Origin of the sequence: Sphingosinicella sp., assembly GCF_052388015.1 — a bacterium.
Classification (GTDB): Bacteria; Pseudomonadota; Alphaproteobacteria; order Sphingomonadales; family Sphingomonadaceae; genus Allosphingosinicella.
Genome location: NZ_JBQTIN010000067.1, coordinates 1 through 6951 on the forward strand (window position 1 = coordinate 1; position 6951 = coordinate 6951).

The 6951-nt window shown below is 69.6% G+C and carries 7 protein-coding genes; 1 reads left to right on the plus strand and 6 read right to left on the minus strand.

Annotation, left to right across the window (positions count from 1 at the left end; translation table 11 throughout):
* Positions 1–88: 88 nt before the first annotated feature.
* From ACT4N3_RS05860 to ACT4N3_RS05885, 6 genes are read right to left on the minus strand one after another with little or no spacing between them, the layout of a single operon-like run.
* Positions 89–970, minus strand: a complete 882-nt coding sequence (locus ACT4N3_RS05860; protein WP_444854274.1) for an RDD family protein — start codon at positions 968–970, stop codon at positions 89–91.
* Entirely contained in the window at positions 963–1994 is a 1032-nt protein-coding gene (locus ACT4N3_RS05865) for a stage II sporulation protein M (RefSeq protein ID WP_444854275.1), read from the minus strand. Before ACT4N3_RS05865 ends, ACT4N3_RS05860 begins: the two co-directional genes overlap by 8 nt.
* On the minus strand, positions 1991–3301 hold the full coding sequence (locus ACT4N3_RS05870) for a DUF58 domain-containing protein (RefSeq protein ID WP_444854276.1): 1311 nt from the start codon (positions 3299–3301) through the stop codon (positions 1991–1993). Before ACT4N3_RS05870 ends, ACT4N3_RS05865 begins: the two co-directional genes overlap by 4 nt.
* Entirely contained in the window at positions 3298–4254 is a 957-nt protein-coding gene (locus ACT4N3_RS05875; RefSeq protein WP_444854277.1) for an AAA family ATPase, read from the minus strand. Before ACT4N3_RS05875 ends, ACT4N3_RS05870 begins: the two co-directional genes overlap by 4 nt.
* Positions 4251–5453, minus strand: coding sequence for a hypothetical protein (locus tag ACT4N3_RS05880; protein WP_444854278.1), 1203 nt, complete (start codon positions 5451–5453; stop codon positions 4251–4253). The genes ACT4N3_RS05875 and ACT4N3_RS05880 overlap by 4 nt, the downstream gene beginning before the upstream one ends.
* Positions 5450–6094: a DUF4129 domain-containing protein gene (locus ACT4N3_RS05885; RefSeq protein WP_444854279.1), complete on the minus strand. Its 645-nt coding sequence runs from the start codon at positions 6092–6094 to the stop codon at positions 5450–5452. Before ACT4N3_RS05885 ends, ACT4N3_RS05880 begins: the two co-directional genes overlap by 4 nt.
* A gap of 120 nt (positions 6095–6214) precedes the next feature.
* Between ACT4N3_RS05885 and ACT4N3_RS05890 the strand changes: the two genes are divergently transcribed.
* The coding region (locus tag ACT4N3_RS05890) for a hypothetical protein (protein ID WP_444854280.1) at positions 6215–6951 on the plus strand (737 nt) is incomplete at its 3' end.

Consider the following 6951-nt stretch of genomic DNA (forward strand, 5'->3'; position numbering starts at 1 on the left):
GCGTCGCGCGCGTCTGCCTTGCCGACTACTGGCGGGAGGACATTTTGCCGCTGCGCGCGTCGAGGCGGCAACCTTAAGCTATTTTGGCCTAGCCCCGATCGAACTTGTTCTCGCGCCTTTTGCCGAACAGCAGGCCGCGCTCCATTCGCGCCCGCGCCGCCTGGTAGTAAGCGACCAGGAACTCCCGGTCGCCGCCCAGCAGTGTCGCGCCGATCTTGTAGCGGATCGTCGCGGCGACGCTGGCGATGCTCTCCGGCTGACTGTCGCGCAGCACCTGCTCCAGCGTCTGGAGCTCGAACACGCCATAGACGTCGAGCTGCGCGTCGGTGAATCGGAACTCGTCGGCCTGTTCGGCCGCGTCCGCCGCCGCCAGCTCATAGGTGAGCTTGCGCTTCGGCGCGTTGATCACCCAGGTTCCGGCGAGCAGATCGCCGACCCGGAGCCGATCGCGGTTGAAGGTCGGGAAGAACAGGAAAAGCCCGGTCCAGGCCATGCCGGCGAGACCGAGCCAGCCGCTGCCTTCGCCGCCCGCATTGTAGATGATGAAGCTCAAGGGGAGATAGGCCTCGATCTCGCGGGTCAGGTTGCGGGCGATCACCCGGTCGGCGGTGAGCCGGTCACCGCTCTTCGCCACAACCCTGATGCCGACCGCGCGCTTGCCGAAGGTCGCGGCGCGCGGCCCCATCTCCATCAGGATGAAGTAGAAATTGCGGGCGAGGAACAGGCCGAGCAGGAAGACGATCAGCGCCAACTCGCCGCCGGCCTGATCGCCGAGCCCGCCGGCGAGAGCCGCGCAGACGAAGAAGAGCGCGACCAGCGCGATAATGATGATCACCCAGTCGAGCAGGAAGGCGCCGGCGCGCTGGCCCATGTCGGCGAGGCTGAGGCTGAGGTCGACGCCCTCCGGCGTCACCAGATGGCGGCGCTCCTGGCCGAGCGCAGTCCGGTTGACCGCGGCGAACTCAGCCATCGTGGGTGATATCCTGACGGCGCGGCACGTAGAAATAGAGCAGCCAGAAGGCGAGCATGCCGCCGCCGATCGCATAGCGGGCGAGGTCGTCGGTGATGAGCTGGCGGCCGAAGCCTTCGAGCAGGCCGGCGACGAGCAGCATCACCACGACGCCGCCCATCGCGACGCCGGAGATTCGCCCGGCCCGCGCCGCCGCCGCCATCCGCGTCTCCTCGCCGGGGAAGACCACCGCCCAGCCGATCTTCAGCCCCGCCGCGCCGGCGAGGACGATCGCGAAGAATTCGGTCGAGCCGTGGATGATCAGCCAGCCGCCCAGCTCGAAGCCGAGGCCGTGCGAATTGAAGAGCGAGAACATCGCGCCGAGGATGGCGCCATTATAGACGATCAGCATCGCGGTCGGCACGCCGAACATGAAACCCAGTGCGAAGGAGAAGATACAGACCTGGCTGTTGTGGGTGAACAGATAGGTCGCGAAGACGCTGAGCCCATCGGCGCCGCCGTCGTGATAGAGCGTCGAGCGCAGATATTCGGCGCTGGCCGAAAAGTCGCGGCCACCGGCGAGCTCGCTTGGCACGAAGCCCTCGAACCATCGCGGGTCCGCCTCGACCAGCATGAAGCCGGTCGCGAGGCCGATGATCGTCAGCAGCAAAGCGGCGAGCGTTTCCTTCCACAACGACCGCACGGCGACCGGCCAGTCGCGCGCGAAGAAGGAGGCGAGGCGGCTCCCCGCCGTGGTCCGCACCCCGTAGACGAAGAAATAGGCGCGGGCGCTCAGCCCCTCGAGATAGTGGACCAGTTCGAGATCGAGCGAGGTCTCGCGCGCGACCGAAAGCGAGGAGAGCGCACCGCGGTAGAGGATCGGCAGGGCGAGCAGATCCTCGTCACTGAGCGCGCGCACGGAGCGCTTCTCGGCGGTGGTGAGGATCGCTTCCAGCCGCCGCCATTCGCCCTCGCGCGATTCGCGGAAGGAGCGGCTGTCGGCGCGCAGGGGCGGCCGGTCGGCGAGGGCGGGGCGATCGTTCACAGCGCGTCCCGTCGCTTGAGGTCGAGATAGGCGTTGAGCAAGGCCGGCCCGACCTGGTTCGCGGCCGCCTCGATCACCTGGACGCCGAGATGGCGGAGGCGGGTCAGCACCAGCCGCCGCTCGCGCAACAGGCTTGCCGCGGTCACGGCGCGGCTGACGTCCTCGGGATCGACCGGCTCGGCGTCGGTGAACTGCTCCAGCTCCTCGTCGCGCAGCACGACGAACAGGACAAGGTGACGCTGCAGCAGCGGCCCGATGCCGGCGAGCATCAGCTCGGCGCCGGTCGAATCCGCGAATTCGGTGAAGACGATGATCAGCGAGCGGCGGGCGAGGTCGCCGGCGAGGGTCGCCATCGCCAGCGTGTAATTGGTTTCATGGTCGGAATAGTCGATGTCGGCGGCGATCCGCTGCAGCATGCCGAAGGCACGCTGGCCGGCGATCGGCTGCGAGCGCGCGCGAGGCCGGCTGTCGAAAGCGAACATGCCGACCCGGTCGCCTTCCTTCAACGCGACGAAGGCGGTGAGCAGGGCGGCGGAGACCGAGCGGTCGACGCGCGGCACGCCGCCGACCGGCTCGCTCATCGCCCGCCCGCAATCGACCGCCATCACGATATGGTTGTTGCGCTCGGTGCGATATTCCTTGGCGATCAGCTTGGTGTGGCGGGCGGACTGCTTCCAGTCGATCGCGCGGCGATCCATGCCAGGGCGATAGTCGGCGAGCGATTCCAGCTCTGCGCCCTCGCCGACCTGGAGCTGCGCGGTGAGGCCGTGCAGCGCGTCGCGGTTCATCATCTGGACGCCTTCGCGGACCGGCCGGATGTCGGGAGTGACCATGACCACCTGGTCGACCGGGAGGCGCCGCTGCTTCCAGACCAGGCCGAGCGGTCCCGGCCAGCGCACCCAGACGCATTCCAGCCGTCCGGCGCCGCGCCGCCGCGCCTCCAGCACCACCACCGCCGCGATCCCGTCGGCGATCGGCTCCGCCTCGGCGCGATAGCTGTACCGGGCATGGATCGGCCCGGTGACGCCGACCGCGACCTGTGCGCCGCGCGGGCCGCCGCGCGGAAAGCGGACGAAGGTGGTCACCGGGAAGGTCTCGCCGACGCTCACCGCGCGCGGGCCTTCGCACGACACCTGTGCCGCGCGCAGCCCCGGCCCCAGCACGGCATCGACCAGTCCCAGCGCCAGGATCAGCGCGATCAGCGCCAGTCCGGCCGTCCAGAAAGCGGGCGCAAGGATCGCGATCAACAGCGCGATCGGCGCCATCAGAGCGGCGAACAGAACGGCGAGGCGCGTGGGGTAGATCAACGCGGCGCCTCGACCTCGCTGATCAGCCGGGCGACGACATCCTCGATCGGTCGGCCCTCGATCTCCGCCGCGGCGGAGAGGATCAGGCGGTGGCGCAGCACCGCCGGGGCGAGCGCCTTCACATCGTCCGGGATGACATAGCCGCGCCCGTCGAGCGCCGCCCGCGCCCGCGCCGCGCCAGCCAGCATCGCCGCCGCGCGTGGGGAGGCGCCGGCCTCCAGATCGGGCGCCTCGCGGGTCGCGCGGATCAAGGCGACGACATAATTGGTGACCTCGTCGACCATCGGGATCGTCGCGACCGTGGCGAGCGTCTCGGCGAGGCGGCCGGCGCCGACCCTTTGCTCGATCCCCCATTCGTTCGCCTTGGGTGCGCCGAAGCGGGCGCCGTGCGTGGCGACGATCCTTTTCTCCTCCTCGGCCGAAGGATAGTTTACCCGGTGCTTGAACAGGAAGCGGTCGAGCTGCGCCTCGGGCAGCGGATAGACGCCCTGCTGCTCGATCGGGTTCTGGGTCGCGATCACCATGAAATGCGGCGGCAGCGCGTGCGTCTCGCCGTCGATCGTGACGGTGCGTTCCTGCATCGCCTCCAGCAACGCCGCCTGGGTCTTGGGCGGGGTCCGGTTGATCTCGTCGGCGAGCAGCAGCTCGGTGAAGATCGGACCCCGGGTCAGGGTGAACTGGCTGGTCTGGAAGTTGAACAGGTTGGAGCCGATGATGTCGCCCGGCATCAGGTCCGGCGTGAACTGGATGCGGCCGAAATCCAGCCCCAGCACCCGCGCGAAGCACTGGGTGAGGAAGGTCTTGGCTGTGCCCGGCGGCCCTTCGAGCAGGACGTGGCCGGAGCAGAACAAGGCGATGAGCAGCAGCTCGACAGCCTCGTCCTGGCCGACGATCGCGCGGCGCACCTCGTGGCGGATTTCCTCCGCCAGCGCTTTGACTTCGGTGACGTTCACTTGACGAGCCCCCTTCTCCATTCGTGCAGTGCGCGCGCCGCCGCCATCAGCGACGCGCGATCGGTAGCGGCCGAGACGGCCGCGGCAAGCTGGGTGAAGCGCGTCTCGCCGGCCCGGCCGAGCCGGTCGAGATAGGCGTCGAGCCTCTCGCCGCCGAGCCAGGCGGGCGCGCCGGTAATCCGCGCCGCCTCCGTCCGCACCACGTCGGCATAAGCGCCGCCGAGCCGCGCCTCACGCTTGGCGAGGCGAATCAGGCCGGCGCTGTTCTCGACCAGGGCCGCCTTGCCGAACGCGATCGCGCGCTGCTCGCGCCGGGCCGGCCCGAAGCGGAACGCGCCATAGAAGCCGGCGAGCAAGGCGGCGAACAGCAGCGCCAGCGTCATCGCCAGCAAAGGCGGCTCGAAGGCGAGCTGGAGCAGGCTGGGCGTGTCCGGCCGCCGGCCGCCCTGACCGTTGGTCTCGAGATCGAAATTGATGCCGGTCGCCCCGGTTGGGCTCAGCGCGGTCAGCAGCCGGATCGCGGCCCGGGCGCGGGCCGGATCGCGCAGGCCGTGATTGTTGACGAGGTCTGGCTCGGCGAGGACGAAATGCGGCTGCTCGCCGATCTGGGCGAGCAAGGCGCCGTCAGCCGGGAGGGTCGCGAGCGGCGTGAGGCCGGCGACGATCGCCTGGACCTGCGGCGGCGCCGGCAGGACGAGGCCTTCGAGGAAGCCCTCGCCCTGTGCAGCATCGCCGGGGCTCTGGCCGACCTGGGCGATCGACACGTCCTCGCCGAGCAAGGGCGCGGCGCGCGCGCCAAGGGTCGGCGCAATGGCGCGGACCCAGCCCGGATGGCTGCGATCGCGCTCGACCAGCCACTTCGGCACGATCAATAAGGTTGCGCGCCCACCACGCCGGTTCAGCAATTCGGTCACCGCCGCCGGACCGCCGCGTCCGGTCAGCGCGACGACCAGCAGATCCTCGGAATCGACGCCGTCGCTGCCCCGCACCACGCGCGCCTCGGTGAAGCGGCCAGCGAGCTGGACCAGCCCGGCATAGCCGACCGCCGAACGGGATGGCGCTGCGCGGCCGTCGCCGCCCGGCGCGCCGGGCTCCTCGGTATAAGCGAGCAGGACGAGCAATGCCCCGAAGGCGATCACCGCCGCGGCGATCAGGCCGAATACGACCTTGACGTTGAACGGGCTCGTCGTGTCGGTCATCCGCGCCACCCGCCGGCGAAGGCGAATTCCTCATAAGCGGCGCGGCAATCGCGCCAGTCGCCCTCGGCGAGGTCGATGCGCGCGAACAGGCCGCGCTCGACCAAGGCCGCGATCCGGGCGAAGGCGCCGCGCGGCTGGGCCGGGATCGCCGGCAGGGCGGCAATGTCGCGGCTGGTCAGCGCCGGGCGAAGCAGGTCCGGCTGGCGGGCGGCGATGTCCTCGACGCTGCGGTGGAGGAGGAGGCGCGCCGCCTCCGAATAACGGCCGGCGGCGGCGAGCGCGTCCGCTTCGGCGAGCAATTGCCGGGCCGGCGCCTCGTCCGGGCGCCAATTGTCCTCGGCCCCGGCCGCACCCTTGCGCCGCCAGCGCCACTCGCCGTCCTTCAGCCGCATCACGAGATGGTAGAGCAGCCACGAAACGAGCGCGGCGAGCGCGGCCCAGATCAGCACCTGGATCACCGGCCAGGCCGCATCGAGCATCCGCCCGAGCGCGACCAGCCAGTCCGGGGGCGGCCGCGGCGGCTCCACCATCTTCAGTTCGAACTGGATCGAGCTGTCGGCGAGCAGCTGGCGATGCGCCTCGGCGATCTGGGCGTCGGTGGGCCCGGCCGGAACTGCCGGCGCGGCCATCGGCTTCGTCATCTGCGCCTCGCCCCCATCGGACAGACACTAAGCGGGGCCGCGCCGGGCGCGCAAGGCGCTTGGCTGGACAGAGGGCGCCAATTGCGAAAGGGTGCGCTCAGGTCAGCGAAGGGGGCAGCGATGGCGACGGCGCCAATGCAAAGCATGGATCTTGGCCGTGTATTGAGCACCGGCTTCAACGCGCTGCTCAGGAACGCGGTGCCGTTCCTCGCCGTTTCGTTCATCCTCGCCGGCCTTCCCGGCTTCGCGCTCGAATATTGGCTGCAAAGCCTCGGCACCGAGGCGCCATCCGCCGAGTTCGTGCTCAGCTGGCAGTTCTGGGGTCCGATGCTGGGCAGCGTCCTCGCCGGCATCGTTTCGGGCGCGTTGCTTCAGGGCACGTTGAGCGGCGCCACGGTGCGGCATCTGAGCGGTCGCCCGGCGCATATCGGCCAAAGCGTCGCGGGCGCGCTCGCCAGGATCGTCCCGATCGTCCTGCTCTCCTTGCTGGTCGGCCTGTGCATCATGTTCGGGTTTCTCCTGCTCATCGTACCCGGGATCATCTTCTATCTGATGTTCATCGTCGCGGTGCCGGTGATGATGGCCGAAGGGCGCGGCGTGACCGGCAGCATGAGCCGCAGCGCCGAACTGACAAAGGGCTCGCGGCCGATGATCTTCCTGCTGGCGGTGATCATGCTGATGGTGGCCGGCGGCCTGACCGCGGTCTGCAACGCGATCTTCGTGCGGCTCACCGAGGTTTCCGGCGATGCGGCGATGGACCAGATCACGCTTTCGGTGGGCGCTTTGGTCAATCAGACGGTCATGACCGCGATCAGCGCCGTGATCGCCGCATCGCTCTACATTGAGCTGCGCAATGT

What these genes read in the sequence shown, in the direction of transcription:
- ACT4N3_RS05880 (WP_444854278.1), bottom strand. Translation starts at nt 5,453, where the DNA reads ATGACCGACACGACGAGCCCGTTCAACGTCAAGGTCGTATTCGGCCTG.
- ACT4N3_RS05885 (WP_444854279.1), bottom strand. Translation starts at nt 6,094, where the DNA reads ATGACGAAGCCGATGGCCGCGCCGGCAGTTCCGGCCGGGCCCACCGAC.
- ACT4N3_RS05860 (WP_444854274.1), bottom strand. Translation starts at nt 970, where the DNA reads ATGGCTGAGTTCGCCGCGGTCAACCGGACTGCGCTCGGCCAGGAGCGC.